Consider the following 25,706-nt stretch of genomic DNA (forward strand, 5'->3'; position numbering starts at 1 on the left):
AGTATATTTTGCCAACTCCTATGAATTTCACATCCATTTCCACGGCTCCGGAAGCCTTGCACCCGGCGCTCTGGCGGGCGTCGCAGCTGGCGCGGGGCAGCACGCGCTGTGTCGATACCGGGCATGCGCCGCTCTCGTCCCAGCTGCCCGGCGGCGGCTGGCCGGTCGGCACCCTGGTCGAACTGCTGCAGCAACAGCCCGGCATCGGCGAGATGCGCCTGCTGCGTCCGGCCCTGCAAGCCTGCGCCGAGCGCCGCATCGTCCTGCTGCAGCCGCCGCATCCGCCGCAAGCCCTGGCGCTGGCCGCGCTGGGCCTGCCGACCTCGCAACTGCTGTGGCTGCGGGCGCAGCGCAGCGCGGATGCCCTGTGGGCGGCCGAGCAGGTGCTGCGCAGCGGCAGTTGCGGCGCCTTGCTGTTCTGGGCCAACCACATACGCGGCGAAAGCCTGCGCCGCCTGCACCTGGCGGCCCAGCATGGCGAAACCCTGTTCTTCATGCTGCGCCCGCTGGCCGCCGCGCAGGACGCCTCGCCGGCGCCGCTGCGCCTGGCGCTGCGCCCGGCGGCGGGCGGCTTGAGCATCGACTTCGTCAAACGCCGGGGGCCGCAGCGCGACGCGCCGCTGTTCCTGCCTTTAACTCCTTCTTTGTTGCAACGACATGCGTTTGTGGATCGGCCTGTCCCTGTCCCAGCTGCCGCTCGAGGTCTTCAGCCCCAGCTGGTGCAGTGATCCCGGCAGCGTCGTGCTGGAGCAGGAGCGGGTGGTGGCCCTCTCGGCGGCGGCGCGCGCGGCCGGAGTTCAGCGCGGCATGCGCCGCGGCGGCGTCCTGATGCTGATGCCGGAGGCGCGCCTCTACGAGCGCGACCCGGCGCGCGAAGCCGAGGCCCTGGATGCGGTAGCGCTGGCGATGCTGCAGTACACGCCCCAGGTCACGCTGGCCGAGGAGGCCACGCTGCTGATGGACATCGGCGCCAGCCTGCGCCTGTTCGGCGGCATCCGCGCCCTGTGCGCGCGGGTGCAGTCCAGCCTGCGCGCGCTCGGCTTCACCGGCGCGGTCAGCTGCGCGCCGACGGCGCGTGGGGCCTGGCTGCTGGCGCGCCATGGCGGGCATCGGGCAGGGCATGGGGCGGGGCGGAGCGGTGCAGATGGCGCGAGCGGCGTCAGTGATGCAAGCGGCGATGCAAACGGCGGCGGCGGCGGCGCCCGAGCGTCTGGCCGCATCCGCGTGCCTGGCCGTTCCCTGCGCATGGCCTCGCTCGAACGCCGGCTCGACCGCCTGCCGGTGGCGTTGCTGCCGCCGGCGCGGCTGTATATGTCCTGGTTCGAAGGTTTGGGCTGCGAGCGCCTGGGCGACCTGCGCCGCCTGCCGCGTCCCGGCCTGCAGCGCCGCTGCGGGCGCGAGCTGCTCGACATGCTCGACGCCGCCTACGGCCTGTGTCCGGAGCTGTTCGACTGGGTAGCCCCGCCCGAGCACTTCCGCGCCCGGCTGGAGCTGTTCGACCGCATCGAGCAGGCCGACCTGCTGCTGGCCGGCGCCCGCCACCTGGTGCTGCAGCTGGTCGGCTGGCTGTGCGCGCGCCAGTTCGCGGTCGAGCGCATCACTCTCCTGATGGAGCACGAGCGGGGCAGGGTGGCGATGCCGCCCACACCGCTCGAGCTCGCCCTGTCCGAGCCCACCTGGCGCGACGAGCACCTGCTGCGCCTCCTGCGGGAACGCCTGGCCAAGCAGGAGTTGCCCGCGCCCGTGATCGGGCTGGCGCTGGAAGCGCTGCAGGTGCGGGCGATGGCGCCGCCCACCGAGTCGCTGTTCCCCGAGCCCGGCGGCACCGAGGAAGACCGCATGCGCATGCTGGAACTGCTGGTGGCGCGCCTGGGGCCGGACAACGTGCTGCAAGCGCTGCCGCAGGCCGACTACCGGCCCGAGGTTGCCAACGAATGGGTGCCGGTGCAGCAGAAGGTGCGCCCATCCGAGCGCGCCGCGCGCCTGCCGCAGGACGTCGCCAGCCTGCCGCGCCCGAGCTGGCTGCTGGCCAAGCCGATCGCGCTCCTGATGCGCAACCACCGGCCCTTCTATGGTTCACCCTTGAAAGTCGCCTCGACGCCCGAGCGGATCGAGGCGGGCTGGTGGAGCGACACGCAAACGCGCGACTATTTCATCGCCGAGGGGATGGACCATACGCTGTACTGGATCTACCGCGAGCGCATCATCGGGGCTGGGGTGGATGCCGAGCCGCGCTGGTATTTGCATGGGCTGTTTGGGTAGCTGGACCAGTGCTTTAACGGAGTCTGTAGCCTTCCGCTATCGACCCGAAGCGGACATTGTGAAGCACGACGGACAATCTGCTGCACGATCTAACGGGACTTAGGAGTGCTAAGCTTTACCTCTCCGAAAGTCATAAAAACTAATGCAGTACCGTCTGGACCGCGATAAACACCATTTGCATTCCCCAAACGGTTTGCTACGGCTGCGAAGGCCCAGGCCTCGTCTTCAGAACAATGTATTTTGCGGGTAGCGAAGCTCGTCATTTTGTTTTTCTCACCCCACTGCTGTGCAAGTCGTGCGTGGTGGCGCAGATTTCAGGGACCGAAGGATGATCCCAACCCCACAGAAACGTCCCGTCCAATGTGTTATACGTGCCAACAATCTGAATCGACGCGCTAGCGATGGTTCCGTTTTTGAAATAGAACGTGATTGTTCCAGTATCTAGATCAGCAGCCCAACGATCTTCCTCCCCTAGATGCCACGTAGCTACGTGAGCTGAAGTCTGCTGCATCAAGCCTTGTTTCGACGTCTCAATAAACTCAATAGGTGACTGACCGATTGCTGGTACAGGTGCCGCTAGCGCGGAGATGCCGAAGATACTAAGTATTTTCTTGAACATATGTTTATGGATGTAAGGTGCGACGGCGCGATGCTGCGGTCCAACTTCAGATTTTGCCAAGAGATTTTCGTTATAGCTAACGTTCGCTATTGGCCGATGTCAGACGTTGATCTCACATATTTCGCTGTTACTCATACCTGTTTAGCGAAAAAATCCTCTCCATCGATAACGAGTCGTTTGCTGCTCGTCTGCAATATTTTAGGATCGAGAGCTGCCCCTAACTTCCCTGCGAGCCTCGTGACCGCCGCGAGCGACGTTTTTGCAAACTCAGGTGAAAGAGCCTTCTCAATATCGTGCAAAATTTCACCAAGATCGTTGTAATGCTTCTGAGCTTGCTCTAACGGCATCTTTTTAGATTCGTAATGTAACCGCTGATACTTTGGATGAGCGAGCTGATTACGAATTTTTAGAAGATGTAGGGTTTCGATGAACGGCGACTTGTTCCGATCAAATTCTAATCCAATGGTCTCGCAGATAATTCGTATTTTTGCTCTTGGCGAGCTTGATTCAAAGTCCTTGAAGTCTGGCACCACAAGCTCTCCGATTGTATTCGCAATCGCTTCTACCGATAAACTGAGTAGCGTAGTAGCCGCTAAGAGGTCGTGCCAACTTACGTAGTCTTTACGTGTTAACTCTTCGCAGAAGTGCTTTGCGGACTCTATATATGGCGTGTAAGGAAAAAACACTCGCTCCTGAACTACCTTCGCTAAAGTCATATGTTTATCCTCGTTTGTCGGGGCGCCCGCTCTTGGCCGAACCCCGCCGGCTAGTGCAGGTCAGTGTACGGGTGTTGTTCCCTTTTGGGCAAGCATAGGCCCGCGGTAACGGTCGCTGGTCTTCAGATGATCACAATGAGACTTCTCAACGACGGAGGTCTCATGGATTCAATTAGGAGGAAAACGGCAATTGCAGGGCCTTGGAACAAAGGCCGTCTTGTAGGGCAGAAGCTTCCGTTGAAGCTACGCGAGATTTGGGCGATCCGAATTCGGCTACAGTTATCCGAACAAGTGCGAGACCTTGCGCTCTTCAATCTCGCTATCGATAGCAAGCTGCGAGGCTGCGACCTGGTCAGTCTTCGCGTAAAGGACATCTCGCAAGGGCGAAGCATCTTTCACCGCGCGATCGTCATGCAGCGTAAGACCAGCAGGCCCGTTCAGTTCGAAATTACGGAGCAAACCCGACAGTCCGTGCTTGCCTGGATCGACCGGCGAAAACTCTCCGGAAGCCAGTACTTGTTTCCGAGCCGGGTTACCGATTCGCCGCACCTGTCGACCCGTCAGTATGCTCGCATTGTCGCCAGTTGGGTTCAATCGATTGGGCTCGATGCGACGGCTTACGGCACTCATTCTATGCGGAGGACGAAGGCAACCCTCATCTATCGGCGAACGAAAAATCTGCGAGCTGTGCAGCTACTACTTGGACACACAAAGCTTGAGAGCACCGTGCGGTATCTCGGCATCGAAGTAGATGATGCCCTTGAGATTGCGGAGCAAACCGAGGTCTAGCCGGTCTCGTGGCAGCCGCGGTCAATGCTGTGGTCGACTGTCGAGCCCACAGGCTGCAGTCGACCCACTGCGGACACGGTGTTGTTCAGCGTCGAGTCTCCAATCCGTTGAAGTACCCCGCGAATGTGATCTTCGCTTCGTCCTCGGCTATAACATGAGCTTCACGCGCATTAAATTCCCACCACGCTCCGCAACTCTGGCAGCGGTACAAATGAGCATGTGCCGCGATCGAACTGTAGACTAAAGTTGGAGGCGTGGTCTCCTTTCCTTGGCGCGCTGCTGCCGCGGGAGAGTACATTCCCGAAAGCACACCATTTCTGCATTCTTCACATCCAGCCTTCATCCATGCGCTCATATGTCCTCGGCTGTCCTTCTGGGTGTAGGAATCCGCTCCTGGCCGGTTGCTCACCTACCTGGACGGCAGGAACCGACCCAAACTGGACATTGGATTCATCTTTTACTTCCTTAAAAAAATCGCCTTTACGACATAAAATCCGTCCTGACGAAGCTTTTTTGGCGGATCAGCTAGTATGGAAGCGAGCTCTATCGACTGGTCTGGAAGACGCTTGATAGCTTTTAACTTTACAGGCCAGAGGTTGTAGAGCACGGCCGTAGCGCCCACTTGCCTTGCCTGCATAACAGCAGGCCGTTCCGGCGGCTCTCCATCACCGCGAAGCACGGTATCCACCCGGCCAATGACCGTGAATCCCGTCTCAATCCAGCTTTTACTTGCTTGGTCTGGATCGCTACACATTTCAACCCGGATTTCGTATTCAGCGGGCAGCGAGGCCGCTACCAGTTTTACTTTCGTTTCTTCAAAGCGGAAATCGCGTTCCATATAAGCAATTTGGTCCGCAGTCTCGCGAGTGGAATTTGTCCAACTCTCAAGCGCGCGTGAAGGAACTTGCCACTCATCAGCAGCTATCGGTTTGAGACCCTCTTGCAGTCCCATCAGGCAGAGGCTTATCAAACACATTACTTCTGGCGGAAGCTTTGTCCATGGCACGAAGGGAGATGAATCGCGGTCTTGGGGAAGATTGTCTGCGAAAACTTGGTAACACCAATCGTCATTGATATACCTGCGACGTATCGTCGTCATACGTTTCGTTGGCATGGTGTATTCGTCAGTACGTTCAGTTCAAAATCTGATTTGTATATTAATCGCTCAGATCTCATTCAGCAAAACTCGGCTGAAGTACACCGGAAACCTTCGCTTTTAGCCGGTTGTAAACCTATTGTAGCGTCCGCTAACGACCCTAAGCGGACCAAAGGGCCAGTGTATTTAGCCAGGTTCGACAGTAGATTTTCAGCATTGAAAATGCCACAGCACGTCGCCCTCACAGTAGACATTGCGATTCTCGACTTTTCTGATACCTATCACCTTTAGATCCTTATACAGCGCCATGTTGTCGCCACCCTCAATCGTTAGCGGAACCTGGCCGCGCTTGATGAAGACCTGTATTTCAATTCCTTCCTGGGGACGGAATTCTATCCCCCGTGCGACGGCTGGTGGTTCATCAATGACTGTCCCGCTTGCCAAGTCAACTCCGAGCACCTGAATCACTTGGGAGACTGTTTTGCCAACGAAAGTCTCAGAAGCAAGACTCTGGGTTGAGAGGAAAATCAGGCAAAAAATTGCAATAAGCTGGGCGCGCATAAAGATCCGATTTAAGAAGGGCTGAACTATCAGCCAATGTCCGCTCCTGGCCGAAGGCGGCCGTTGAGCCCAGCATAGCAGGTCACCAGTGGCGAAGAGTCGCCAACTGTCACCAAGGTGCACCCGGCCCGGAGCAACCCCTCAAAATACAGGAATTTCCAGCCGGTCGGTTCAGCATGACCGGTTGCCAACGGTAAAAACCCTCCAACTGACAGACAGCGTCGAATACCGTCGAACCAATCCGCGACAACTGCTCAGTCAACGCGACATGACCGGGAATCCTGATGTAGCGAACGCGCGTCCGCGGCCAAGGCCACTACACTGTTCTTGTCCATTCACGGCAAGCCTGCCCACGTCATTGCCAGCAGCGCCTCATTACGGAAACCGATCATGCCCCTCATCCGCTTGCGCAGTCGCCGCATCTTTCACAGTCACTGTACGTTACCAATCCTGCTGGCTTGCCTGTCGGCATTAACGCTACTGTCATCTGCCAGTGGCGATGCCGCGGCACAGGCAGCCGCCGCCGATACGCGCTATGAACGCGTCGCACGCAGCCCGGATGGGATCGGCAAGCGCTACATGGGCCGCGAGATCGCCGGTGTGATGGGATGGGAGGGCGCACAGTGGCTCGAACGCGAAAGCCGTGCACATGAGGAACGTCCGGAATTGCTTCTGCGGGAATTGGCGCTGGCGCCGGGCATGACGGTGGCCGACATCGGCGCCGGCACCGGCTACTACACCTGGCAGCTGGCGAAACAGGTCGGGCCCGGCGGACGTGTGTATGCAGTCGACGTCCAGCCGGAAATGATCAGCATGCTCGACAGCCAGATGGCAAAGCGCGGCGTGCGCAATGTGGTCTCGGTGCTGGGCAGCGAAACCACCGTCAAACTGTCGCCGGCCAGCGTCGACCTGGCAATCATGGTCGATGTCTATCACGAACTCGCTTATCCTTCCGAGGTCCTCGACAGCATCGTCGACGCCCTCAAACCGGGCGGGCGCGTCGTCTTCGTCGAATACCGGGCCGAGGATCCGGCCGTCGCGATCAAGCCGCTGCACAAGATGAGCGAGCGGCAGATACGGCGTGAAGCCACGGCGCATGGCCTGAAGTGGGAGCGCAGCATCAAATCGCTGCCGATCCAGCATGCGATCGTATTTCGCAAGCCCTGAGCAGGCGTAAGCGGGCGCTTCGATTCCCCATCTTCGCCGATACTATGCCTGACGCCGCATACGCAGCCATGCGCGGCAAGCCAGCAATTCCATCATGGGGGTCTAGTGTTCGGAGCAATGTACAGCCGCAGATTGTCGGGCCAGGGGCAGCCGCCTTCGCGTCCTGGCGGCGTCAGGGTGTCCGGACAAGACGCTGGAGAAGAAGTCGGCCTCATCCGCAAAGTGCTGCTCGTCGACGACGAGCCCGATGTCGCCGACATGGCCGAAGTGCTGCTGGCGGCCCATGGGCTGGACACCGTGGTCGCCTATTCCGGCGCCGACGCGCTCCTGGCCCTGGCCTCCCATCCGGATATCGACGCGGTGGTCAGCGACGTCATGATGCCCGGCATGACCGGCCTCGAGCTCGCCGAGCAGATCGACCAACGCTATCCCAAAGTGAAGGTGGTGCTGGCATCCGGCTACATGGCGCCCGACATGACGCAGGGCCAGCCGCTCAGGCGCCTGTTTCTCGCCAAGCCTTATCGCATCGAGCAATTGCTCACGCTTCTGCGCAGCTAGGACACTTCAGCCGGCCAGCACGACCCGCGTCAGGTGCAAACGATGACGCACCACGAAGCCCAGCGATTCGTACAGCGCGATCGCCCCAAGGTTGCTCGGATAAACGTGCAGGAAGGGCAGCCGGCCGGCCGCCGCGATGCGACGGGTCCGTTCCGCCAGCAGATGGCGCGCATACGCCTTGCCGCGGTGCGCCGGGTGGACGCACACCGCGCTTACCTCGACCGTTCCCTCGGGACGCATCCTTTCCCCGGTCATCGCGGCAAGCTCGCCATTCTCGCGCATGCCGATGAACTCGCCCAACAGGTGGGTCCGCGCCGCAAACGGCCCCGGATTGGTCAGCCCGGCCAGCGCGCGCATCGCCTCCGCATCCGCCTCCCCCAGCACCTCGAAGGCGAGGATGGATGCTGGCGGCACGCGCGTGGCCACCATCTGCAGCACCGGCTCGAGCGGCGCGCACACCATCCCCGCAGGCGCCGCGACCGCCTCCGGCGTCACCAGCATGACCGCTTCATCCGGCGCCAGCAGGGCGGCCAGCGCCGTCCAGGCATCCGGGCCATCGTCAGCGAGCGCGGCAAAGGGGCCGATGTCGCGCGGATAGCGCAGCGCCAGCGAGCCGCCGAGCGCGAGATGACGGTGGCCGCCCGTCAAGGACGACCAGACCGGCCGGTCCAGCGCCGCATGCAGGGAAGGTGAGAGGTCGAATGGGCTCATGCTGTCGGTAGGAAGTATCGGCAAACTCCAGGCGATGATAGCGCGCCCGCACCAACCGATCCAGAAAGGGTTCAGTCGCCGACCTTGCCCCGCAGCGCCTTGGTCCGGCTGCTCCTCGCCTTGGCATCGAGCCGCCGTAGCTGCGAGCCGCGGGTCGGCCGGGTAGGGCGGCGCACCGTCTGCACCACGCTGGCCACGTCGACCAGTTCCTGCAGGCGCCGCAGCGCCTCCAGCTTGTTCTGCTCCAGGCTGCGCGAAGCCTGCGCCTTGAGCACGATCACGCCTTCCCCGGTGATGCGCCCGTCGCGCAGCGCCAGCAGGCGCTCCTTGACGTGTTCCGGCAGCGAGGACGCCGCGATGTCGAAGCGCGCATGCACCGCGCACGAGACCTTGTTGACGTTCTGCCCGCCCGGGCCCTGCGCCCGGATCGCACTGAATTCCACTTCCGCCGGATCGATCGCTGCCATCTGCCTGTCCTGTTCCATTCAGCCCGCATTGTACGGCCCGCGACCGTCGATTTCCTGTGCCGCACGACAACAGCGCCCATTCGCTCCCAACGGATTGCTGCGCTATCATGTATTTACTGATTGACCACGATGGTCCGCAACGCCGGCCCCGACCGGCCTGAAGACGCCCGAATACCCTGGACATGCCGGAGACCCCTTGAACCTCTCGCCCCTGCCACTTGCCGTGTTCGTCGTCGATGCGGACGGCGTTGTCGCCAGCTGGAACAAGGCCTGCGAAAAGCTGGCCGGCTATGGTCCGGCCGACATCCATGGCATGACCGTCGAGCGCATCATCGAGTTCGACGATCCGCCCGGCGTCCATCCGCGCATGGCGGCGCGCGTCGATGCCGAGAACGAGGCGGTGCTGGTCTGCGCCGACGGGCGCCGCCTGCCGGTGCGGATCATGGTGGCGCCGCAATCATTCGATCCGGACCAGCCCGGCACCTACAGCGTGATCGTGATCCCGCGCGCCGGCGAACTGCCGCCGCGCTACGCCCTGATCCAGGACCTGCCGCTGAACGACATCATCGAGGCGCTCCCCTGCGTGTTCTACGTCATCGACCAGAGCGGCCACCTGCTGCTGTGGAACCGCCAGCTTGAACGGGCGCTCGAGATGGAAGCCGAGGAGCTGCCCACCACCAACGTCAAATATTTCTTCGACGAAAAGGACCGCCCGCTGGTGGTGGAGAAGATCCTGGCCGCCTTCGAGCAGGGCGCGTCCTGGCACGAAGCCGAGATGATCGGCAAGCATGGCCAGCGCACCACCTTCCTGTTCCAGTGCGCCCGCAGCAGCCTGGGCAACGTGCCCTGCGTGTTCGGCACCGGCGTCGACATCACCGCGCGCAAGCGCAGCGAACATGCGATGCTGGTGCGCGAGCGCGCCATCTCCTCGAGCCTGAATGCGATCGTGATCACCCAGTGCGAAGCGGGCGAGCACCGCATCGAGTACGTCAACCCGGCCTTCGAGCACATCACCGGCTATACGCTGGCCGAGATCAAGGGACGCGACCCGCGCTTCATGCGCGCCGAAGGCTGCGACCTGGAAGAGCGGCGCCGCATCCGCGATGCGCTCAAGCGCAAGGAGGGCGTGCGCGCGGTGCTGCGCAACGTGCGCAAGAACGGCGAGACCTTCTGGAACGATCTGCGCATCGACCCGGTGGCCAATCTCGATGGCGAGATCACGCACTTCGTCGGCGTCATCAACGACATCACCGAGGCGCGCCACTACGAGCGCCGCCTGCACCACCTGGCCCACCACGACCCGCTCACCGGCCTGGCCAACCGCACCCTGCTGCAGGAACGGCTGCGCGCCGCCATCGAGACGGCGGTGCGCAGCGAGACCTGCGGCGCGCTGGCCTTCCTCGACCTCGACAACTTCAAGCACATCAACGACAACTTCGGCCACGAGGCCGGCGACGTGGTGCTGCGCGAAGTCGCCCAGCGCCTGCGCGAAAACGTGCGCGAGGAAGACACCATCGCCCGCCTCGGCGGCGACGAGTTCGTGATCCTGGTCTACCACGTCGCCAGCCGCGAGCGCCTGGCCGACCTGGTCGAGCGGGTGCGCCGCAGCGTCATGCGGCCGGTCCACGTGGACGGCCAGGAGATCTTCCCCGGCACCAGCATCGGCGTCAGCCTGTTCCCCGAGGATGGCGACAACGACGACCGCATCATGCGCGCGGCCGACGCCGCCATGTACCACGCCAAGACCCTCGGCAAGAACAACTTCCAGTTCTTCTCCGAAGAGCTGAACCGGATCGTGCACGACCAGCTGCTGCTGGAAGCGAGCCTGAGCCGCGCGATCCGCGACCACGAGATGGTGCTGGGCTACCAGCCGAAGGTCGATCTGCGCAGCGGCAAGGTGGTGGGCGCGGAAGCCCTGGTGCGCTGGCGCCATCCGGTGGACGGCATGATCGCGCCCGACCGCTTCATTCCGGTGGCCGAGGAGACCGGCCTGATCGTGCCGCTCGGCGAATGGGTGATCGACGAGGCCTGCGGCGCGCTCAAGGCCATGGGCATGCTCGGCATCGAGGACTTCGTCATCTCGGTCAACCTGTCGGCGCGCCAGCTGCGCCAGCGCCAGTTCGCCGACCGCCTGGCCGCCACCCTGGAGCGCCACGGTGTCGACCCGCGCCAGCTCGAGCTCGAAGTCACCGAAAGCCAGCTGATGGACCATCCCGACGACGCCCTCGCGGCGCTGGGCGAACTGAAGGCGCTCGGCGTGCGCCTGTCGATCGACGACTTCGGCACCGGCTATTCGAGCCTCAGCCACCTGCAGAAATTCCCGGTCGATTACATCAAGATCGACCGCTCCTTCCTGGGCGACGTCGGCCACGACGGCCACCTGGTGATCACCCGCGCCATTATCGCGCTGGGCCACAACCTGAAGCTGAAGGTGATCGCCGAAGGCGTCGAGACGCGCGAGCAGCTCGCCTTCCTGCGCAAGCACGGCTGCGACGAGATGCAGGGCTACTACTTCAGCCCCGCGCTGTCGAAGGAAACCCTGCAGGACATGGTGACCCGCGACACGCGCCTGCCGGACTAGGCCCGCCGCCGGTTTCGGCTACAGTAGGGCATGCCCAATGAACGCTATCCCTCGACGCCGGACGGCCGCTACTTCGTGGTGAAGGGGCGCCTCTGGCGCACCAGCAATCCGCATCTGCCGCCGGACGAGCGCGAGCGCCTGGTCAAGCGCCTGATGGATGCGCGCCGCGAGGTCGGACGCGCGAAGAAGGCCGGCGACACCGATGCCGAGCGCGCCGCCCGCGCCCGGGTCGACGACGCCAAGCGCGCCCTCGGCGAACGCGGGCCGGTGTGGTGGACCGACGGCGCGCCGGATTTCAATCGCAGGATGGCGGCGAATACGCCGTATGCGGACTGGTATGCCGCGCTCGAACCCGCCTCCGCCGAATGATCGGTAGGGTGGACGGCTCCGCCGTCCGCGCTACGCCTGCTCATGTCGTCGCCCCTTGCGGCGCGCGCAGGGTGATCTTGACGATCTCGCCCGCCTTCCACAGGCGCATGCGCGGCCCCCAGCTGCCGGCGCCGCGCGTCACGAACAAGGTCATGCCGCCGACCTCGTAGGCGCCCGCATACTTCGGGAAGCGCTGCTCCACCGCATGGCTGAAGGGCCAGATCTGGCCGCCGTGCGTGTGCCCGGACAGCATCAGGCCCACCCCGCGCCGGCTCGCTTCCTCGACGACGGCGCTGGCCGGGATGTGCGACATCAGGATCGTCGCCTTGCCGTGCGCATCGGGCAGGATGCGCGCCAGGCCGTCGGTCAGGCTGCCGCCGCGGCGCATGGTGGCGCCGATGTCTTCGATCCCCGCCAGCACCAGGCCGGGCGCCAGCTCCACCTGGCGGTCGCGCAGCCAGCGCACGCCGCCTTCGGCGAATTCGGACACCGTGGTCTCGGCGTCGCCGTAGAACTCGTGGTTGCCGGTCACCGCCCACACGCCGAGCGGCGCTCGAAAGCCGCGTAGCACGCCGGCCAGCTGCGGCTCGCCGATCGGCTCGTCCTCGACCAGGTCGCCCACCAGCAGCACGGCCGCCGGCTGCAGGGCGTTGATCTGTGCGACGCGCGCCGCCATCCAGTCCGAGCGGCGCTGGGCGCCCAGGTGGATGTCGCTGACGGCGGCGATCACGGCGCCGTCCAGCGCCGGCGGCAGGTTCTCGATGACGACTTCCTGCTCGACGATGACGGGTGCGCGCATGCCCTGATACAGGGCGAAGGCCGCCAGCAGCACGCCGGCAACCGCGCCGGCCGCGCGGATCGCCTGCGTATGCGCGCGCCACCAGAAACCGAAGCCGCTGGCCAGGTCCGCAAGCAGGAGGCACATCGACATCACGAAGCTGATCCCGAGCCAGGTGACCGCGAACTGCCCCGGCCACCAGCGCCAGTCGAGGGCCGCGTCGCCCAGGTGCACGCCGGCGATGTAGACGCACCAGAGCAGCAGGGCGCCGATCCACCAGGCGCGTGCCGGGATGCGGCTGCGCACGGGGGCGAGCGCGTACAGGCGCGCGGCGACGTAAAGATGGAACAGCGAGCCGACGATATTCAGGACGATCGAAAACATGCGAGACGCTCTACAGTGCAGGGAACGTCACCATACCTCACTTCAAGGCCTGTTCGGCGGCCTTGCGCGCATGCAGTGCGGTGGTGTCGAACACCGGCGCCGGGCTGTCGGCCTGCGTGACCAGCAGCCCGATCTCGGTGCAGCCGAAGATGACGGCCTGCGCGCCGGCGTCGGCCAGTTGTTCGATCACCGCGCGGTAGGCGTCGCGCGAGGCGTCGAGCACCCGTCCCTGGCACAGCTCCTCGTAGATCACGCGGTGCACCAGGTCCCGGCCCGCAGCGTCCGGCGTCATCACCGTCAGGCCATGCGCTTCGAGGCGCGCGCGGTAGAAATCCTGCTCCATCGTGAAGCGCGTGCCGAGCAGGCCGACCGTGCGCAGGCCGGCGGCGCGGATCTCGCGCGCGGTCGGGTCGGCGATGTGCAGCAGTTCGATGCCGGCCTGCGCCTCGATCGCCGGCGCGACCTTGTGCATGGTGTTCGTGCACAGCACCAGGAAGTCGGCGCCGTCCAGCGCCAGCCTGCGGCCGCAATCGGCCAGGATCGCGCCGGCGCTGTCCCAGTCGCCGAGGCGCTGCAGGTGTTCGATCTCGGCGAAGTCGACGCTGGCCATCACGATCTTCGCCGAGTGCAGGCCGCCGCGCAGCTCGCGCACGGTTTCGTTGATGATGCGGTAGTAGGGGATGGTCGATTCCCAGCTCATGCCGCCGATCAGGCCGATGGTTTTCATCGTGTTTCGCTCCGATGATTGAATGCAAATAAAATTTGCAGAATTGGTTAAAAATCCGTATTTCGTATGCCTTGAAAATCCATTGGCCGGGTATTAGATTGGACTCACCGGATGCTCACGATGAGGTCCGGCAACATATCGCTTAACTTACACGAGGATATATACCATGCGTACTTTTGACCTGACCCCCCTGTACCGTTCCGCCATCGGTTTCGATCGCCTGGCCAACCTGCTCGAGCAGCGTGGCGAGCCGAGCTACCCGCCGTACAACATCGAACTGGTGAGCGAAGACCAATACCGCATCGTGATGGCCCTGGCCGGCTTCACCCGCGACGAAGTGGAAATCGTGACCGAGCGCGACACCCTGCACGTCACCGGCCGCAAGCAGAAGGACGAGACCCAGCGCACCTTCCTGCACCGTGGCATCGCAGCGCGCGACTTCGAACAGCGCTTCCAGCTGGCGAACCACGTGAAGGTCACCGCCGCGTCCTTCGACAACGGCATGCTGACCATCGAACTGGTGCGCGAAGTGCCCGAAGCCTTCAAGCCGCGCAAGATCGCCATCGGCGACGCCAACGGCAATACCAGCAATGTGCAGACGCTGGAACAGCGCGCCGCGTAAGGCAGCTGTAGCAGCTTGAAAGAGGGCGCCCTGGTGGCGCCCTTTTTGATGATCGGACCATGCGCTTAAGAACGGTCTAAGTATCAAATTAAGCATGTTCTAAGCCAGCTTTGGGAAGATAAGCCCATCGATAGTCTCCATCATCGGTCAACCATTTTCATCAGGAGCACAACCATGCCTAACCAGGGTGCCGTCACTGCCATCACTGCCAAACGCCTCACGCTGGCCCTGTGTGCCGCGGGCGTCGTCGGCGGAGCGGTCGGTGCACTTGCAGTCAACCACAACAACGTCGCGGCCGAAAACGCCGCCGCCGCAGCCGTGGCTCCCGCGCCGGCAGCCGCCGTGGCGCCTGCGCCGGCCGCCGCGCCGCTTCCCGCGACCACGGTCACGCTTCCCGACTTTACCCGCATCGCCTCCACCAACGGCAAGGCGGTGGTGAACATCCGCGTCGTCGGCGGCATCAAGACCGCCAACCGCGGCGGCGCCGACGTCCCGAGCCTGCCGCGCAATCACCCCTTGTATGAGTTCTTCCGACAGTTCCAGGATCCGCGCTACGGCGGCGGCGGTGGTCGCGAAGCTCCCGTTTTCGGCGCCGGATCGGGCTTCATCGTAAGCCCGGACGGCGTCATCCTGACCAACGCCCACGTCGTGCAAGGCGCCGACGAAGTCACCGTCAAGCTGCAGGACCGCCGCGAATTCCGCGCCAAGGTCGTGGGCTCGGACGCGCGCACCGACGTGGCCGTGCTGAAGATCGACGCCAAGAATTTGCCGGTGGCGCCGCTCGGGAAGTCGCGCACCCTGTCGCCGGGCGAGTGGGTGCTGGCCATCGGTTCGCCGTATGGCCTCGAGAGCACCGTCACCGCCGGCGTCGTGAGCGCCACCGGCCGCAACCTGCAGGACGGCCAGGTGCCCTTCATCCAGACCGACGTCGCGATCAACCCGGGCAACTCGGGCGGGCCGCTGTTCAACACCCGCGGCGAAGTGGTCGGCATCAACTCGCAGATCTACAGCCAGACCGGCGGCTACCAGGGCCTGGCCTTCTCGATCCCGATCGACGTCGCGGTCAAGGTCAAGGACCAGATCCTCGCCACCGGCAAGGTGCAGCACGCCAAGCTGGGCGTGAGCGTGCAGGAGATCGGCCAGGACTTCGCCGATTCCTTCGGCCTCGAGTCGCCGGATGGCGTCCTGATCGCCGGCGTCGAACGCGGCAGCGCGGCCGAGCGCGCCGGCCTCAAGACGGGCGACGTGGTGCGCCGCATGAATGGCCAGCCGGTCGTGTCCTCGCTCGACCTGTCCAGCAATATCGCGCTGTCGAAACCGGGCGAGAAGGTCGCGCTCGACGTCTGGCGCAACGGCAAGCTGGTGCGCATCGATGCGACCCTCGGCGACGCCAACGAGAAGGCCAAGCGTGCGCCGCAGGAAGAGCTGGCGGCGAACGAGGACAGCGGCGCCAAGCTGGGCCTGGCCCTGCGTCCGCTCGAGCCGATCGAACGGCGCCAGAGCGGCATCGCGAACGGCCTCCTGGTCCAGGATGCATCGGGCGCGGCGGAGCTGGCCGGCGTGGTGCCGGGCGACGTGCTCATTTCAGTCAACGGCCGGCCGGTGAACTCGGTCGGCCAGGTCCGCGACGTGGTGGCGAAGGCCAGCAAGTCGGTGGCCTTGCTGATCCAGCGCGGGAATGACACAATCTTCATTCCTGTGCGGATTGGTTAAGGAAGCGTAGAAGCTTCCACCGGCACGGTTTCAAGAACGGGGAATTCATGCGGCTACTGCTGGTGGAAGACGATACGATGATCGGCGAAGTAGTGCTCGACCTGTTACGGGCCGAGCACTACGCCGTCGACTGGGTCAAGGACGGCGAGATGGCCGACACTGCCCTGCTGCAGAACCAGAACTACGATCTGGTGCTGCTCGACCTGGGCCTGCCGCGCAAGGACGGCCTGGAAGTGCTGCGCTCGATGCGCTCGCGCAAGGACCGCACGCCGGTGCTGGTCGCCACCGCGCGCGACTCGGTGGCCCAGCGCATCGCCGGGCTGGACGCCGGCGCCGACGACTATGTCCTGAAACCCTACGACCTCGACGAGCTGCTGGCGCGCATCCGCGCGCTGCTGCGCCGCGCCGCCGGGCGCGCCGAACCGATCTTCGAGTACAAGAACATCTCCATCAATCCCGCCACCCGCGAAACGCTGGTCGACGGCGCCCCGGTGGCGCTCTCCGCACGCGAATGGGCGGTGCTGGAAGCGCTGGTGGCGCGTCCCGGCGCGGTGCTGTCGCGCGCCCAGCTCGAAGAAAAGCTGTACAGCTGGCGCGACGAAGTCTCGAGCAACGCGGTCGAAGTCTATATCCACGGCCTGCGCAAGAAGCTGGGCAGTGACCTGATCCAGAACGTGCGCGGCGTCGGCTACATGGTGCCGAAGGCATGAATTTCCGGCCCAGGGTCACGCACTCGCTGCGTGGGCGGCTGCTGTGGTATCTGCTGGCGGCGATCACCCTCGCGGCCCTGGCGCAGGCTTCGATCGCCTACCGCACCGCGCTGCACGACGCCGACCAGATCTTCGACTACCACATGCAGCAGATGGCGCTGTCGCTGCGCTCCGGCACGCCGCTGTCGAACACCGAGGCCCAGGAGCGCATCGCCGCCCAGGCCGCCGAGAACCCCACCCCCGGGGCGGAAGCCGGCGCCGAAGGCGGCGCCAACAGCGACGACATGGTGGTGCAGATGTGGTCCCCCGACGGGGTGCAGGTGTTCCACAGCGTCTCGCGCGCCAAGCTGCCGCAGCGCGCGGTGCTGGGCTTTTCCAACGTGAAGTCGAACGGCACCACCTACCGCGTGTTCTCGATCCAGACCGCGAACCAGACCGTGCAGGTGGCCCAGGACCTGGCCGTGCGCCGCAACATGGCCGGCAACCTGGCCCTGCGCATCCTGGGACCGATCGCGGTCATGATGCCGATCCTGATGCTGGTGGTGTGGTGGGTCGTGAGCGGCTCGCTGGAGCCGGTGGCGCGCCTGCGCTCGCAGGTGGCCTCGCGCCCGGCCGACGACCTGTCGCCGGTGTCGGACACCGGCCTGCCGGACGAGGTGCGTCCGCTGGTGCAGGAACTGAACCTGCTGTTCGGCCGCGTGAAGACCGCCTTCGAGGCCCAGCAGACCTTCGTCGCCGACGCCGCCCACGAACTGCGCACGCCCCTGGCCGCGCTGCGCCTGCAGGCCCAGAGCCTGGAGCGCGCCGAGTCGCTGGAAGCGCGCAAGCTGGCGGTGTCGCGCCTGACCGCCGGCATCGACCGCGCCACCCGCCTGGTGGAGCAGCTGCTGGTGCTGGCGCGCCAGGAAGCCACCGCCGCCGGCGGCGCCGTCACCAGCCCGGTCGAGCTGTCCGACCTGGCGCGCCGCACCGTGGCCGACCTGGCCGGGGTGGCGGCCGCCAAGGGCGTCGACGTCGGGATCCAGCAAGCCGACCCCGCCAGCGTGGAAGGGCAGCCGGACGCGCTGCAGATCCTGCTGCGCAACCTGGTCGACAACGCCATCAAGTACACGCCGGGCGGCGGCACCGCCGACATCTCGGTCAAGAGCGACGTGGTGGAGGGCGCCGCGCGCGTCAGCGTCACGGTCGAGGACAGCGGCCCCGGCATCCCGCCGGACGAGCGCGAGCGCGTGTTCGACCGCTTCTACCGCGTGGCCGGCAGCGAAGCCGCCGGCAGCGGCCTGGGCCTGGCCATCATCAAGGCCATCGCCGAACGCCACGGCGCCACCCTGGCGCTCGGCCAGTCGGAACGCCTGGGCGGCCTGGCGGCCACCGTCACCTTCCCGGTTCCGGTGACCGCTTGAACTTCTAGCAGCCCAGCCTGCGGTAGCGCTTGCGCAGGATGAGCAGGTCCTGCTGGACCGATTCGATCATCGCCGCGCGCATGCGCTGCTCCGCCTGTTCCGATTCGAGGATGGCCGATTCCAGGATGCGGCAGTCGCGCTGCGCTTCCGCGTTCAGGCGCTGGCGGCGGGATGCCGTGGCGAACTCGGACGCTGTCATGCCGGTCAAGGGATGAAGCGCTTGAGCAAACTGCTCGGTTCGGATTTCTCCGGCGACGTCGCTCCCGATCCTGCTTTTGCCTGACAGGCGATCGACGCCCCGTGTTGGGGTGGCGTCCAGACGCAGTGCGCCGAGGCAGGGTTCGTCCGAATAGCTTACCTTCCCGTTGGACTGGCACTTGTAGATGGTGCGGCTAGGTGCAGGGAGCTGGGCGGCTACCATTGGGGCTGCGCCGACGAGGACAATGACAGCCAGCGCTGCGCGCCCGACGCGCCGGATCGGATAGGGTTTGATGGTGGTCTCTCCGGATGCTGGAGGGTCGCCAGGTGACGCCGGACCCTCTTTCTTTTTAGATAAGCCGGCCAGCATACAAGACTTCGCGGGGCGCGATTCTATCGAATTGTCACATCGCCAGCTTGAGCGCCGCCACATAGCGCTCGCTGACCGCCACCATGTCGCCATTGCGCAGCCGCAGGCTGTAGCCGCCGTCGCCGCTCGCCAAACTGGCGATCTGCGCGCGCCGCACGATGGTCCCGCGGTGCACGCGCAGAAAGTCGCCCGGCGGCAGCAGGCTTTCCAGGCGGCTGATCGGCATCCGGTGCAGCACCGTGCGCTGCGCCAGGCGCAGCTCGACGTAGTTGCCCGCCGATTCGATGCGCAGGATGTCGCCCACCGCGACCTGCTCGATGCGGCCGACCGAGCGCACGCTGATCGTCTCGAACGGCCGCTTATCCTTCTCGTCTGTCTCCACGAACCGGCGCAGCGCCGCGCCGTAGGCTTCGCGCTGGCGCTGCTCGAGCATGGCGGCGGCGCGTTCGACGGCCTGGCCGAGGCGCGCATCGTCGAGGGGTTTGAGCAGGTAGTCGAGGGCGTGCACCTCGAAGGCGTCGATGGCGTGTTCGCTGTAGGCCGTCACGAAGATCACCAGCGGCGGCTCCGGCAAGCGGCTGATGTCGCGCGCCAGCGCCAGGCCGGATTGTCCCGGCATGCGGACGTCGAGGAAGACCACATCTACCGACTGCGCCGCGAGCGCCGTCCTGGCCGCCGCCGCGCCGCCGCATTCCGCCACCAGCTGCCAGGCCGGATGCGCGCCCATCGCCAGGCGCAGGTTGAGCCGGCCGGGCATTTCGTCGTCGACGATCAGGTAGCGGATGCTCATGCCGGTCCCGGCAAGGGCAGGCGGATCTCGGCGACGAAGCGCTCGCCCTGCAAGCCGGCGCGCAGCGCCGCCTCGGCGTGCATCAGGCGCAGGCGGTCCTGGGTGTTCGATAAACCCAGTCCCGCGCCCGGATTCGCCTTCACGCCGCGGCGGGCGGGATTCGATACGCGCACCAGCATGGCGCCGTGCTCGCGGACGAAGGACAGTCGAATGTCGCTGGCCTCCTCGCAGCATTCGAGGTCGTGGCGCAGCGCATTCTCGACCAGCGGCTGCAGCAGCAGCGGCGGGCAGGCGATCCTGTCCAGGCGGTCCGCGCCGTCCACGTGCACCTGCAGGCGCTCGCCGTAGCGCAGGCGCTGCAGCGCCAGGTAATCCTGCACGAAGCGCAGTTCCTCGGCCAGGGTGGCGGTGTTGCGCGCGCTGGCGGAGAGCACGTAGCGCAGCAGGTCGCTCAGGAGCTGGACGCCGTTCAGGGCCAGCGGCTTGTCGCCGCTGCGCACCAGGGCGCTGATCGCGTTCAGGGCATTGAACAGGAAGTGCGGCTCGAGCTGGGCGCGCAGCGCCAGCATGCGCTGCTCCTCGAGCGCCAGGCGCAGGTTGAGCATGTCGGTCTGCGAGCGCTGCCAGGCCAGCTCGCGCTCCTTCGCGCGGCGCGAATAGAAGAAGGCGAGGACGGCGGCGAAGGTGCCGGTGGTCGAGAACCAGCCCACCAGCAGCATCTTCATCAGGAGTTTTCTCGCGTCGTCGAGGCTGGCCAGGTCGAGGTAGTCGCGCTGCCAGGCCATGTAGGTCCATTGCAAGGGCTGGAACAGCAGCACCAGCGCGGCGAACAGGAACACGACGTTGCGCGGGCGGTCGAGCAGGGATGGCCAGCGCGCCAGGGCCAGCGACATGCCGCAGCTCAGCACGATCAGCGGCACCGCGTACTCGACGAACCAGGTCGCGAGCAGCGCCGGATAGTGGCTGTCCAGGCCTGCGCGCAGGTTGTCGCTGTAGGTCTGGAGCGCGCCCAGCACGCTGATCGCGGTCCAGAGCACGAGCACGGACAGGACGATCCTGGCGGAGGAGGGGATGCGGTGAAGGAGCTGCGTCATCCGAAAAGTATAGCAGCGCGCCCGGCCCCAAAACGGTGCCCGGGAGCCGGCCGTCACACCGATGCGGGCATTCGTCACACGCCGTGCACGGGGCGGCGCGGGACTGCGCACAATGGGCCGGTCCCGACTCCGAAAGCCGCCATGCTGCTGCCCCTCCACCACGTGATCCGCGGCGCCGGCGCCTTGTGCCTGGCCGCCGCCTGGGCCTGCGCCCGCGCCGCCGACGCCGTCCCGCCACCGGTCGCGCAGGAACTGGCGCGCCAGGGACTGCCCGCGAGCGCGCTGGCTTTCCAGGTCACGCCGCTGTCCCCGGAACTGCCCCGCCACGCATGGCAGGCGGGGCGCCTCTTCAATCCGGCGTCCGCCATGAAGCAGGTGACGACGCTGGCCGCCCTCGATGCGCTCGGCCCCGCGTATCGCTGGACCACCGCGCTGTACGGCGACGGCGCCGGCAACCTGTACCTGCGCGGCGGGGGCGATCCGAACCTGGATTGGGAGCGCCTGGGCGGCATGCTGCGCGAACTGCGCATGAAGGGCATCGCCACCATCGCCGGCGACCTGGTGCTGGACCGCTCGCTGTTCGCGCCGGCCCGCCCGGATGTCGCCGCGCCGCCCTTCGACGATACCCCGGACGCCGCCTACAACGTGGTCCCCGACGCCCTGAACGTGTCGGACTACCTGGTCACCTACACACTGTCTTCGAACACCACTGCGGTGGCGGTGCGGACCACCCCGCCGCTGGACGGGGTGACGGTGGTGAACCGCCTGATCCCGAACGATACGCCCTGCACCGGCTGGCAAGCCGGATGGCGCCGGCCGCGGGTGGAGCGGGACGCCGGCGGCGCCGTGCGCATCGTGCTGGAGGGCGGCTTTCCGCGCGACTGCACGGCGTCCATCGATCTCGCCACCCTCGAGCGCGACCTCTACCTCGAACGCCTGGTGCGCGCGCTGTGGCGCGAGCTGGGCGGGCAGTGGAGCGGGCGGGTGCGCGAAGACCGGACGCCGGCCGGGGCGGCCCTGCTGGCCGCGCGCCAGTTCGAGACCCTGGGCGAGACCATCCGCACGGTCAACAAGCGCTCGGATGGCGTCAAGGCGCGCCTGGTCTACCTGACCCTGGGCGCGACCGCGAACGATGCCCCCGGCGTGCCGACACTCGAAGGCGCGCGGCGGCGCGTGCTCGACTGGGTTGCCGTGCAGGGCGTCGACCCGGCCGGCATCGTCATCGAGAACGGCTCCGGCCTGTCGCGCATCGAGCGCATCAGCCCCGCCCAATTATCCGCGCTGCTGCGCGCGGCCGTGGCCAGTCCCTGGTATCCGGAGTTCGCCGCCAGCCTGCCGGTCGCGGGCCTGGACGGCACCATGCGCAAGCGCCTCGAGGACCTGCCCGCGCCAAGCGGCGCGCGCCTGAAGACCGGCACGCTGCGCGACGCCGCGGCGCTGTCGGGATACGTGCGCGACCGCGCGGGACGCGACTGGATCGTGGCGGCCTTCGTCAACGATCCCCGGCTCGAGGACGGCAGATCGGTGCTGGATAGCCTGATCCGCTGGGTCGCCGCCGGCGGGGCGGGCGAGCCATGACGGCGGCCACGTCTGCGCGCCTGCCGCCGGCGCATCGCCTGGCGCGGCTGACCGCACGTCTTTCCACCTCACCTGATTGACCACCATGCGAATTTCCAGATCCGGCAGCCTTGCCGCGCTGCTGCTGCTCGCGGCGCCGGCCGCCGCCCATGCCCAGTCCAGCGCCGAACCGATGCAGCAGGTCGTCGTCAGCGCCGCCGGCGCGGACCTGCGCGCCCAGTCGACCACCACCGCCATCGTCATCAATCGCGACGAACTCCTGCGCCAGGGCGACGCCAGCCTGGCCGAGGTGTTGAAGCGCCAGCCCGGCATCACGCTCGACGCCACGCCCGGCAAGGAGGCGCAGGTCCGCATGCGCGGCATGGGCAGCGGCTACGTCGCGATCCTGCTCAACGGCCTGCCGGCGCCGAGCGGCTTTTCGCTGGAATCGATCAGCCCCGAACTGATCGAACGCATCGAGATCGGCCGCGCCGCCACCGCCGAGACCAGCAGCCAGGCGGTGGCCGGCACCATCAACGTGATCATGCGGCGCGCCGGCCCGGCCAGGGGCGGTCCCGCGAACGAGATCAAGGCCGGCAGCGCCTTCCAGCGCGGCCACGCGATGCCGCAGCTGCTGGCCCAGCACAGCGGCAGGCACGGCGCGCTTGCCTACACGCTGGCGGCGACCGTGAAGCGCACCGTGAACCCGGTCGCGGCCCTGAGCACCGAGGAGGCGCCCGGCCTGTTGCGCCGCACCGGCTGGACCGACCAGCTGGTCGAAGACGTCGCCGAACTGGCGCCGCGCCTGGCCTGGCAGCCGGATGCGGCCAACAGCATCACCTCCCAAAGCTATGTGCGCTGGCGCCACGTCGACAACGTCAAGCGCGAGAGCGAAACCACGGAGGTCGGCGCCTTGACCCCCTTCCCGCACGCGCGCCAGCGCTTCGAGACGCGCCCGCTGCACCGCTACGCCGACGTCGCCTGGACCCGCAAGGTCGAAGGCGGCGCGCGCCTGAACGCCAAGCTGGCGGGCTTCCACATGCGCCGCACGGCGGACTTCGTGTACGAGGGCATGGACCTGCGGGACCGGCTGCGCGAGACCCACCTGGTGGCCTCCGGCCCGGTCGAACGCGAATGGACCTTCAGCGGCAGCTGGCGCCGGCCACTAGGGGGTAGCCACGCGCTGGCCGCCGGCTGGGAGCTGGGCCGCAAGGAGCGCAGCGAGTACCGGCGCGAACGCCACCTGGATGCCGGCGGCGCCCAGGTCTTCGCCAGCGACGAGGACTATCGTTCGGAGGTGCGCAGAAGCGCCCTGTTCGTCCAGGACGAATGGGACCTGGCTGCCGGCTGGTCGGCCTACCTCGGCCTGCGCCGCGAAGACCTGCGCACCACGGGGCAGGGCAATGCGGCGGCGCCGGTCGACGTCGACGCGGGGGCGTGGAGCCCGGTGTTCCAGGCGCTGTTCAAGCCGCAGCGTGCCGAGGATGATGCCGGTGGGCGCGACCAGTTCCGCCTCGCCGTCGGCCGCACCTACAAGGCGCCGGACATCGTCCAGCTCATGCCGCGCCGCTACACGGTCGACAACAACAACAGCGCCACCAACCCGGACCAGCAGGGCAACCCGGCGCTGCGCCCCGAACTCTCTCTGGCCGTCGACCTGGCCTGGGAGCGCTACTTCGGCAAGTCCGGCATGGTGAGCGTCAGCGCCTTCCACAAGCGCATCCGCGACATCATCCTGACCCGCATCAGCGAACGGAATAGCGTCTGGACCGCGATGCCGGACAACCACGGCGGCGCCACCGTGCGCGGCCTCGAGTTCGAAGGCCGGCTCACGCGCGGGTCCCTGGCGGCGCGCGTCAACCTGGCGCGCAACTGGTCGCGACTCGATAGTGTGCAGGCGCCGGACAGCCGCATCGAGGACCAGCCGGCATGGAGCGGCAATCTCGGCCTGGACTACACGGCGCCGGCCAGCCGGATCGACCTGGGCGGCGCCTTCGGCTATCGCGGCAGCGCCACCAGCCGCGCCGCCAGCCCTGTCTTCAGCGATGACGGGCCGCGCCGCCAGCTCGACCTGTATGCGCTCTGGAAGGCCAGCGCCCAATCGCGCCTGCGCCTGTCGGTCGCCAACCTGGGGCAGCGTCGCTACCAGGAGCGTCTCGTCCACGAAGGCGCCGTGCCGCTCGCGCGCACGACCAGCTTCGAGATGCGCCCGACCGTGCGCCTGGTGTGGGAACAGTCGATGTGAGGGTGGTGGCAAATCGTCATGCAGCGCGCGCCGGGTAAATGTAGAATGGGCCGTTTGGCGTACCTGCAATAAAGAACAGACGAGGAATCGATGAAGAAGCAAGCAGTCCTGCTGGCGGCCCTGGCGGCGGCCGGCATGGCCTCGGCCCAGGAAGTGGTGCGAATCGGCCACGCGGCCGCGGTGACGGGCCCGGTGGCCTATTTTGGCAAGGATACCGAGAACGGCGCCCGCATGGCGGTCGAGGCGCTCAATGCGAAAGGCGTGACGATCGGCGGCAGGAAGGTGACCTTCCAGCTGCTGGCCGAGGACGACGCGGGCGACCCGAAGCAGGCCACCAGCGTGGCCCAGAAGCTGGCCGACGCCAAGATCCACGGCATGGTCGGCCACGAGACCTCGGGCACGACGATTCCGGCCTCGAAGATCTACCATGCGGCCGGCATCCCGCAGATCTCGCCCTCGTCCACCAGCCCGAAATACACCCAGCAGGGCTTCAACACCACCTTCCGCGTGGTCGCCAACGACGTGCAGCTCGGCCAGGCGCTGGGCCGCTATGCGATTGGCGAGATGAAGGCGCGCCGCGTCGCCGTGGTCGACGACCGCACCGCCTACGGCCAGGGCCTGGCGATGGAATTCTCGCGCAGCCTGCAGAAGCAGGGCGGCGCCGTGGTGGCCAAGGAGTTCACCAACGACAAGGCGACCGATTTTTCCGCCATCATCACCCGCATCCGCGCGTCGAAACCGGACCTGGTCTTCTTCGGCGGCATGAGCGCCACCGCCGGCCCGATGCTGCGCCAGATGAAGCAGCTCGGCATGAACGTGCGCATGATGGGCGGCGACGGCATCTGCTCGGACGAGATCCACAAGCTCTCCGGCGGCACCATGCAGGACGGCCAGGTGGTGTGCGCGGAAGCCGGCGGCGTGCAGGGCGAAGCGCGCGCGGCGCTCGACAAGTTCCGCGCCGATTACAGGAAGCGATTCGGCGTCGACGTCCAGATCAACGCGCCCTATGCCTACGATGCGGTGATGACGATGGCCGAGGCGATGGTCAAGGCCGGCTCCTGGCAGCCGGCGAAATACCTGCCGGTGCTGGCCAGGATCCAGCACAAGGGCGTGACCGGCCCGATCGCCTTCGACGCGCGCGGCGACATCAAGGACGGCACCATCACCCTGTACGGCTTCAAGGGCGGCAAGCGTTCGCTGCTCACCGTGACCAAGTAAG

General features: G+C 66.2%; 26 protein-coding genes. 14 read left to right on the forward strand and 12 right to left on the reverse strand.

From position 1 onward, the window contains the following. The first annotated feature begins 20 nt into the window (after window positions 1–20). Together imuA and LQ564_RS05565 are read left to right on the forward strand one after the other, a co-directional pair. Window positions 21–728: a translesion DNA synthesis-associated protein ImuA gene (gene imuA, locus LQ564_RS05560; RefSeq protein WP_231057076.1), complete on the forward strand. Its 708-nt coding sequence runs from the start codon at window positions 21–23 to the stop codon at window positions 726–728. Beyond that, a complete protein-coding gene (locus LQ564_RS05565) occupies window positions 658–2,262 on the forward strand; it encodes a Y-family DNA polymerase (RefSeq protein WP_231057077.1) in 1,605 nt (534 codons plus the stop codon). Before imuA ends, LQ564_RS05565 begins: the two co-directional genes overlap by 71 nt. Before the next feature lie 89 nt (window positions 2,263–2,351). Here LQ564_RS05565 and LQ564_RS26000 read toward each other — a convergent pair whose 3' ends face one another. From LQ564_RS26000 to LQ564_RS05575, 3 genes are all read right to left on the reverse strand, one after another. Next, window positions 2,352–2,525, reverse strand: coding sequence for a hypothetical protein (locus LQ564_RS26000; RefSeq protein ID WP_371873425.1), 174 nt, complete (start codon window positions 2,523–2,525; stop codon window positions 2,352–2,354). Next, window positions 2,522–2,941: a DUF6882 domain-containing protein gene (locus tag LQ564_RS05570; RefSeq protein WP_231057078.1), complete on the reverse strand. Its 420-nt coding sequence runs from the start codon at window positions 2,939–2,941 to the stop codon at window positions 2,522–2,524. The genes LQ564_RS26000 and LQ564_RS05570 overlap by 4 nt, the downstream gene beginning before the upstream one ends. A gap of 71 nt (window positions 2,942–3,012) precedes the next feature. Next, window positions 3,013–3,597, reverse strand: coding sequence for a hypothetical protein (locus LQ564_RS05575; protein ID WP_231057079.1), 585 nt, complete (start codon window positions 3,595–3,597; stop codon window positions 3,013–3,015). A gap of 162 nt (window positions 3,598–3,759) precedes the next feature. On the opposite strand from LQ564_RS05575, the gene LQ564_RS05580 reads away from it, so the two are divergent. Continuing rightward, window positions 3,760–4,386 carry a tyrosine-type recombinase/integrase gene (locus LQ564_RS05580; RefSeq protein WP_231057080.1) on the forward strand — a complete coding sequence of 209 codons (627 nt, stop codon included), beginning with the start codon at window positions 3,760–3,762 and terminating at the stop codon, window positions 4,384–4,386. A gap of 457 nt (window positions 4,387–4,843) precedes the next feature. On the opposite strand, the gene LQ564_RS05585 is transcribed toward LQ564_RS05580, so the two are convergent. Together LQ564_RS05585 and LQ564_RS05590 are read right to left on the reverse strand one after the other, a co-directional pair. Then, a complete protein-coding gene (locus LQ564_RS05585) occupies window positions 4,844–5,500 on the reverse strand; it encodes a hypothetical protein (RefSeq protein WP_231057081.1) in 657 nt (218 codons plus the stop codon). A gap of 192 nt (window positions 5,501–5,692) precedes the next feature. Next, window positions 5,693–6,043, reverse strand: coding sequence for a hypothetical protein (locus tag LQ564_RS05590; RefSeq protein ID WP_231057082.1), 351 nt, complete (start codon window positions 6,041–6,043; stop codon window positions 5,693–5,695). A gap of 390 nt (window positions 6,044–6,433) precedes the next feature. Between LQ564_RS05590 and LQ564_RS05595 the strand changes: the two genes are divergently transcribed. Both LQ564_RS05595 and LQ564_RS05600 read left to right on the forward strand, forming a co-directional pair. Next, entirely contained in the window at window positions 6,434–7,210 is a 777-nt protein-coding gene (locus LQ564_RS05595) for a class I SAM-dependent methyltransferase (RefSeq protein WP_231057083.1), read from the forward strand. 177 nt (window positions 7,211–7,387) lie between these two features. Then, window positions 7,388–7,768, forward strand: coding sequence for a response regulator (locus LQ564_RS05600; RefSeq protein WP_231057084.1), 381 nt, complete (start codon window positions 7,388–7,390; stop codon window positions 7,766–7,768). 6 nt (window positions 7,769–7,774) lie between these two features. Here the strand turns inward: LQ564_RS05600 and LQ564_RS05605 are convergent, their stop codons facing one another. Together LQ564_RS05605 and arfB are read right to left on the reverse strand one after the other, a co-directional pair. Continuing rightward, window positions 7,775–8,479 carry a GNAT family N-acetyltransferase gene (locus tag LQ564_RS05605; RefSeq protein ID WP_231057085.1) on the reverse strand — a complete coding sequence of 235 codons (705 nt, stop codon included), beginning with the start codon at window positions 8,477–8,479 and terminating at the stop codon, window positions 7,775–7,777. A 71-nt stretch (window positions 8,480–8,550) separates the two neighbouring features. Further along, window positions 8,551–8,946: an alternative ribosome rescue aminoacyl-tRNA hydrolase ArfB gene (gene arfB / locus LQ564_RS05610; protein WP_231057086.1), complete on the reverse strand. Its 396-nt coding sequence runs from the start codon at window positions 8,944–8,946 to the stop codon at window positions 8,551–8,553. A 196-nt stretch (window positions 8,947–9,142) separates the two neighbouring features. On the opposite strand from arfB, the gene LQ564_RS05615 reads away from it, so the two are divergent. Beyond that, on the forward strand, window positions 9,143–11,527 hold the full coding sequence (locus tag LQ564_RS05615; protein ID WP_231057087.1) for a sensor domain-containing protein: 2,385 nt from the start codon (window positions 9,143–9,145) through the stop codon (window positions 11,525–11,527). 30 nt (window positions 11,528–11,557) lie between these two features. After that, window positions 11,558–11,896, forward strand: coding sequence for a hypothetical protein (locus LQ564_RS05620; protein ID WP_231057088.1), 339 nt, complete (start codon window positions 11,558–11,560; stop codon window positions 11,894–11,896). A 40-nt stretch (window positions 11,897–11,936) separates the two neighbouring features. Here the strand turns inward: LQ564_RS05620 and LQ564_RS05625 are convergent, their stop codons facing one another. Continuing rightward, window positions 11,937–13,058, reverse strand: coding sequence for a metallophosphoesterase (locus LQ564_RS05625; protein ID WP_231057089.1), 1,122 nt, complete (start codon window positions 13,056–13,058; stop codon window positions 11,937–11,939). Between the two features lie 37 nt (window positions 13,059–13,095). Then, the gene (locus LQ564_RS05630) at window positions 13,096–13,785 is read right to left on the reverse strand and encodes an aspartate/glutamate racemase family protein (RefSeq protein WP_231057090.1); all 690 of its coding nucleotides are present in this window, start codon (window positions 13,783–13,785) and stop codon (window positions 13,096–13,098) included. A gap of 166 nt (window positions 13,786–13,951) precedes the next feature. On the opposite strand from LQ564_RS05630, the gene LQ564_RS05635 reads away from it, so the two are divergent. From LQ564_RS05635 to LQ564_RS05650, 4 genes are all read left to right on the forward strand, one after another. Then, window positions 13,952–14,407 carry an Hsp20 family protein gene (locus LQ564_RS05635; RefSeq protein WP_231057091.1) on the forward strand — a complete coding sequence of 152 codons (456 nt, stop codon included), beginning with the start codon at window positions 13,952–13,954 and terminating at the stop codon, window positions 14,405–14,407. A gap of 174 nt (window positions 14,408–14,581) precedes the next feature. Continuing rightward, on the forward strand, window positions 14,582–16,120 hold the full coding sequence (locus tag LQ564_RS05640) for a Do family serine endopeptidase (protein WP_231057092.1): 1,539 nt from the start codon (window positions 14,582–14,584) through the stop codon (window positions 16,118–16,120). 47 nt (window positions 16,121–16,167) lie between these two features. After that, the gene (locus LQ564_RS05645) at window positions 16,168–16,830 is read left to right on the forward strand and encodes a response regulator (RefSeq protein ID WP_231057093.1); all 663 of its coding nucleotides are present in this window, start codon (window positions 16,168–16,170) and stop codon (window positions 16,828–16,830) included. Then, complete coding sequence (locus tag LQ564_RS05650) at window positions 16,827–18,233, forward strand: ATP-binding protein (protein ID WP_231057094.1); 1,407 nt, start codon at window positions 16,827–16,829, stop codon at window positions 18,231–18,233. The genes LQ564_RS05645 and LQ564_RS05650 overlap by 4 nt, the downstream gene beginning before the upstream one ends. 4 nt (window positions 18,234–18,237) lie before the next feature. On the opposite strand, the gene LQ564_RS05655 is transcribed toward LQ564_RS05650, so the two are convergent. The 3 genes from LQ564_RS05655 to LQ564_RS05665 all read right to left on the reverse strand — a co-directional run bounded on the left by LQ564_RS05655 (window position 18,238) and on the right by LQ564_RS05665 (window position 20,685). Next, window positions 18,238–18,432 carry a hypothetical protein gene (locus tag LQ564_RS05655; protein ID WP_231057095.1) on the reverse strand — a complete coding sequence of 65 codons (195 nt, stop codon included), beginning with the start codon at window positions 18,430–18,432 and terminating at the stop codon, window positions 18,238–18,240. Between the two features lie 403 nt (window positions 18,433–18,835). Next, complete coding sequence (locus tag LQ564_RS05660) at window positions 18,836–19,591, reverse strand: LytR/AlgR family response regulator transcription factor (RefSeq protein ID WP_231057096.1); 756 nt, start codon at window positions 19,589–19,591, stop codon at window positions 18,836–18,838. Next, window positions 19,588–20,685 (reverse strand): sensor histidine kinase, encoded by a 1,098-nt coding sequence (locus tag LQ564_RS05665; protein WP_231057097.1) that lies wholly within the window; start codon window positions 20,683–20,685, stop codon window positions 19,588–19,590. Before LQ564_RS05665 ends, LQ564_RS05660 begins: the two co-directional genes overlap by 4 nt. A gap of 141 nt (window positions 20,686–20,826) precedes the next feature. Between LQ564_RS05665 and dacB the strand changes: the two genes are divergently transcribed. The 3 genes from dacB to LQ564_RS05680 all read left to right on the forward strand — a co-directional run bounded on the left by dacB (window position 20,827) and on the right by LQ564_RS05680 (window position 25,705). Beyond that, on the forward strand, window positions 20,827–22,263 hold the full coding sequence (gene dacB / locus LQ564_RS05670) for a D-alanyl-D-alanine carboxypeptidase/D-alanyl-D-alanine endopeptidase (protein WP_231057098.1): 1,437 nt from the start codon (window positions 20,827–20,829) through the stop codon (window positions 22,261–22,263). 85 nt (window positions 22,264–22,348) lie between these two features. Continuing rightward, window positions 22,349–24,487 (forward strand): TonB-dependent receptor plug domain-containing protein, encoded by a 2,139-nt coding sequence (locus LQ564_RS05675; RefSeq protein ID WP_231057099.1) that lies wholly within the window; start codon window positions 22,349–22,351, stop codon window positions 24,485–24,487. 90 nt (window positions 24,488–24,577) lie between these two features. Further along, a complete protein-coding gene (locus tag LQ564_RS05680; protein ID WP_231057100.1) occupies window positions 24,578–25,705 on the forward strand; it encodes a branched-chain amino acid ABC transporter substrate-binding protein in 1,128 nt (375 codons plus the stop codon). The last annotated feature ends 1 nt before the right edge of the window (window position 25,706 follow it).

This window comes from Massilia phyllostachyos (assembly GCF_021044825.1).
Classification (GTDB): domain Bacteria; phylum Pseudomonadota; class Gammaproteobacteria; order Burkholderiales; family Burkholderiaceae_D; genus Telluria; species Telluria phyllostachyos.

Excerpts from the sequence above, each read along its gene's own strand:
- imuA (WP_231057076.1), top strand. The coding sequence starts at position 21 with ATGAATTTCACATCCATTTCCACGGCTCCGGAAGCCTTGCACCCGGCG.
- LQ564_RS05565 (WP_231057077.1), top strand. The coding sequence starts at position 658 with ATGCGTTTGTGGATCGGCCTGTCCCTGTCCCAGCTGCCGCTCGAGGTC.
- LQ564_RS26000 (WP_371873425.1), bottom strand. The coding sequence starts at position 2,525 with ATGACGAGCTTCGCTACCCGCAAAATACATTGTTCTGAAGACGAGGCC.
- LQ564_RS05575 (WP_231057079.1), bottom strand. The coding sequence starts at position 3,597 with ATGACTTTAGCGAAGGTAGTTCAGGAGCGAGTGTTTTTTCCTTACACG.
- LQ564_RS05580 (WP_231057080.1), top strand. The coding sequence starts at position 3,760 with ATGGATTCAATTAGGAGGAAAACGGCAATTGCAGGGCCTTGGAACAAA.
- LQ564_RS05585 (WP_231057081.1), bottom strand. The coding sequence starts at position 5,500 with ATGCCAACGAAACGTATGACGACGATACGTCGCAGGTATATCAATGAC.
- LQ564_RS05590 (WP_231057082.1), bottom strand. The coding sequence starts at position 6,043 with ATGCGCGCCCAGCTTATTGCAATTTTTTGCCTGATTTTCCTCTCAACC.
- LQ564_RS05595 (WP_231057083.1), top strand. The coding sequence starts at position 6,434 with ATGCCCCTCATCCGCTTGCGCAGTCGCCGCATCTTTCACAGTCACTGT.
- LQ564_RS05605 (WP_231057085.1), bottom strand. The coding sequence starts at position 8,479 with ATGAGCCCATTCGACCTCTCACCTTCCCTGCATGCGGCGCTGGACCGG.
- arfB (WP_231057086.1), bottom strand. The coding sequence starts at position 8,946 with ATGGCAGCGATCGATCCGGCGGAAGTGGAATTCAGTGCGATCCGGGCG.
- LQ564_RS05620 (WP_231057088.1), top strand. The coding sequence starts at position 11,558 with ATGCCCAATGAACGCTATCCCTCGACGCCGGACGGCCGCTACTTCGTG.
- LQ564_RS05625 (WP_231057089.1), bottom strand. The coding sequence starts at position 13,058 with ATGTTTTCGATCGTCCTGAATATCGTCGGCTCGCTGTTCCATCTTTAC.
- LQ564_RS05630 (WP_231057090.1), bottom strand. The coding sequence starts at position 13,785 with ATGAAAACCATCGGCCTGATCGGCGGCATGAGCTGGGAATCGACCATC.
- LQ564_RS05635 (WP_231057091.1), top strand. The coding sequence starts at position 13,952 with ATGCGTACTTTTGACCTGACCCCCCTGTACCGTTCCGCCATCGGTTTC.
- LQ564_RS05640 (WP_231057092.1), top strand. The coding sequence starts at position 14,582 with ATGCCTAACCAGGGTGCCGTCACTGCCATCACTGCCAAACGCCTCACG.
- LQ564_RS05645 (WP_231057093.1), top strand. The coding sequence starts at position 16,168 with ATGCGGCTACTGCTGGTGGAAGACGATACGATGATCGGCGAAGTAGTG.
- LQ564_RS05650 (WP_231057094.1), top strand. The coding sequence starts at position 16,827 with ATGAATTTCCGGCCCAGGGTCACGCACTCGCTGCGTGGGCGGCTGCTG.
- LQ564_RS05655 (WP_231057095.1), bottom strand. The coding sequence starts at position 18,432 with ATGACAGCGTCCGAGTTCGCCACGGCATCCCGCCGCCAGCGCCTGAAC.
- LQ564_RS05660 (WP_231057096.1), bottom strand. The coding sequence starts at position 19,591 with ATGAGCATCCGCTACCTGATCGTCGACGACGAAATGCCCGGCCGGCTC.
- LQ564_RS05665 (WP_231057097.1), bottom strand. The coding sequence starts at position 20,685 with ATGACGCAGCTCCTTCACCGCATCCCCTCCTCCGCCAGGATCGTCCTG.
- dacB (WP_231057098.1), top strand. The coding sequence starts at position 20,827 with ATGCTGCTGCCCCTCCACCACGTGATCCGCGGCGCCGGCGCCTTGTGC.
- LQ564_RS05675 (WP_231057099.1), top strand. The coding sequence starts at position 22,349 with ATGCGAATTTCCAGATCCGGCAGCCTTGCCGCGCTGCTGCTGCTCGCG.
- LQ564_RS05680 (WP_231057100.1), top strand. The coding sequence starts at position 24,578 with ATGAAGAAGCAAGCAGTCCTGCTGGCGGCCCTGGCGGCGGCCGGCATG.